4 protein-coding genes are annotated in these 2,555 nt (G+C 68.4%); all 4 read right to left on the reverse strand.

All coding sequences use genetic code 11. From position 1 onward, the window contains the following. Positions 1-523 (reverse strand): MarR family winged helix-turn-helix transcriptional regulator (locus tag NBZ83_RS31560; RefSeq protein WP_261576447.1); only part of this gene is annotated, 523 nt, incomplete at its 3' end. After that, positions 520-1,197 carry an SDR family oxidoreductase gene (locus tag NBZ83_RS31565; RefSeq protein ID WP_261567514.1) on the reverse strand — a complete coding sequence of 226 codons (678 nt, stop codon included), beginning with the start codon at positions 1,195-1,197 and terminating at the stop codon, positions 520-522. The genes NBZ83_RS31565 and NBZ83_RS31560, both read right to left, overlap by 4 nt. Positions 1,198-1,312: 115 nt before the next feature. Then, entirely contained in the window at positions 1,313-1,648 is a 336-nt protein-coding gene (locus tag NBZ83_RS31570; protein ID WP_261567513.1) for a hypothetical protein, read from the reverse strand. 10 nt (positions 1,649-1,658) lie between these two features. Next, positions 1,659-2,384, reverse strand: a complete 726-nt coding sequence (locus NBZ83_RS31575) for a Phenylacetic acid catabolic protein (protein ID WP_261567512.1) — start codon at positions 2,382-2,384, stop codon at positions 1,659-1,661. Between the last annotated feature and the right edge of the window lie 171 nt (positions 2,385-2,555).

Consider the following 2,555-nt stretch of genomic DNA (forward strand, 5'->3'; position numbering starts at 1 on the left):
GCCCCGCCCCCGCCGGCCGGCGCCCCGGCGCGCCGGTGCGCCGCTCGCCCGATCCGGGAATCGGTGACGGAGGAGCGGACGACTTCGATGCTTCGGGTTCGGCCGCGTCTGTCTCGAGCAGACGCGTGAGGAGCCCGGTGAGCTGCCCGAGTTCGTCGGCCGGGAGGTTTCTGATCGCCGGGGGCGGGCGCAGCAGGATGGCGTCGGCGGTCGCGATGGCGTCGTGCCCGGCGGCCGTGAGCGCGACCAGCTTGCGGCGCCTGTCATCGGGGTGTGGGCGGCGTTCGACGAGGCCGTGCGCTTCCAACTTGTCGACGATCAGGGTGGCGTAGGGTGCGTCGACGCCGTTGGCCCGCGCGATTTGGCCGAGGGTCACCGGTCCGTCGCGGAGCTGAAAGAGGATTTTTCCTCGGCCTCCGCCGAGGCGGAAGCCGAGCGCCTCGGCGAGCTCGCCTCGGCGGTTCTGCGCCTCGACGAACCGCTGCATGAGGGCCCAGGCCCGCTGACCGGGATCGGCGTTCACCACGCGACCGTCCGGCCGAGGAAGTCGACGTAGTGCAGACCGGGGCTGCCCTGGAGGGTGTCGAGCGTCTTGACGACGTTCGGGATGCTCTCGTCGATGCCGTACCGGGCGTCCGGGCCGCCGAGTTCGGTGCGCACCCAGCCGGGGGCCATGAGGACCAGAGTCCGCTGCTCGCCGTGGTGGCGGGCAGCGTAGCTGCGCATGAACGTGTTGAGTGCGGCCTTGCTGCCGCGGTACACCTCGTGGCCGCCGCGCTCGTTGTTGGCCACGCTGCCCTGGCCGGAGGACATCACCCCGATCGTGCCCGCAGGTTCGATGTGGTCCTGGAGAGCCTCGATGACGCGCAGCGGGCTGAGCGCGTTGGTGACCATGACCCGGGTGAACTCCTCGGTCGAGGTCTGCGCCACCGTGCCCTCGGGCTCGTTCGTGACGCCGGCGTTCACGAACAGCAGGTCGAACGTTCGGTCCGCCAGGCGATCGTGCAGCGTCGCGATCTGCGCGGGCTCGGTGACGTCGACGGTCTCGATCTCGATCCGCCCGGCGCAGGTATCGGCGAGGTCATGCAGAGGGGTCCGGCCCGAGCCGCGCACGGTGGCCACGACCTGCCGACCGCCCTGCGCCCACTCCTGGGCCAGCGCGAGACCCAGCCCGCGGGACGCGCCGATCAGGAGCACTCGTCCGCGCGGGGCCGACGGCGGGCCGGCGGTAACGTGTGAGTTAGTTATAGGCATAGCAACTATTGTGCGAGGTATAACTAACTCGTGCAAGCGGCGGTGGTTCGCCGCCTGGTCAGCGCTGGACGCCGACGGACTGCCACACCCGCAGCAGGACTTCCTCGTCGGGGGCGTCGAGCGACCACTGCCACGGCTTGGCGAAGACGAAGACCTGGGCCTCGTGATGAGTCGGGTCGCTGCCGTCGAGCATTGTGATGGTCACGCTCTTGTCGCCGGTGAGGACGAAGAAGACCTCGTGGTACTGCCCGAGGTGGACGTCGAGGACGACGGCGTCGGGGCCGTAGCGGTGGACGTCGACCGTCCGGGTGCGCGGCGTTGCGGGACCCGTTGCGGGACCCGTTGCGGGACCCGTCGCGGGATCGGCGGGGGGCGGCGCCCCGTCCTGCCTCATGCCCGCGCGCCTAGAGGAAACGGCGGTTCGCCGTGTCCGCGGGAACGGTGATGCCGAGTTCCTCCAGCAGTGGACGGGTGTCGGCGATGTACTGCTCGCGGAGCTGGGCGTTGTTGAGCTTGCGCAGGCCCCAGCGGACGTAGGCGTCGCTGAACTGCGAGTCCGAGCGGCCGAACATGTCCAGCGCGGCCGGCCACCAGATCTTGATCTTCTCGTTGGCCTCCGCGAGCCCGGCCGGATCGGCGCACACGCGGCGCAGGTTCGACAGGCCGAACGTCGCGTGGAACACCTCGTCCTTGTGCAGGCGCTCCGCCACGTTCAACAGGGGCTCGTAGGGCACGTCCTCCCACGTCTCCCCGATGTAGCAGCCCACCCGGTCGCCCAGGGCGTTGAAGTACGCCATGTCGCAGAACGTGTCGATGGGCAGGTGGAACAGGTACTGCTTGATCGGCTGCTCGATCGTGCCGACACCCAGGCCCGCCAGGATCCGCGCCGTGATGACGCCGTGCTCGACCTCCTGCTGCATGAGTTTCGCGAAGGTTGTCTTCAGCCGCTCGTCCGGGGCGAGCGTCATGCAGCGTTCCCACAGGTGGTTCAGCAGCTCGGTGTAGTACCGGTTCGTCGAGTTCTCCAGGTGGTGCACGAGCATGCGCACCAGCAGGTCGGAGAACTCGCTCGGGATGTCGGCGTCGTTCTCCCGGTACACCCGACGCTCGCCCACCATCGCATCTCCCATGACCTCATCGTAGGAAGGTCCATCATTATTGTCAACTCATGAGTCGAAGGAATTCGCTGACGTGGAAACTTGCCTGTTTGTAGTGACAAAACGGATATAAAACCCTGTGGAAAGGCAAGGGCATGACCGAGGGGCCCGGCGAACGCGGGCGGGGGAACGACTGTGGGGGAG

This window comes from Frankia gtarii (assembly GCF_025403375.1).
GTDB lineage: Bacteria > Actinomycetota > Actinomycetes > Frankiales > Frankiaceae > Frankia > Frankia gtarii.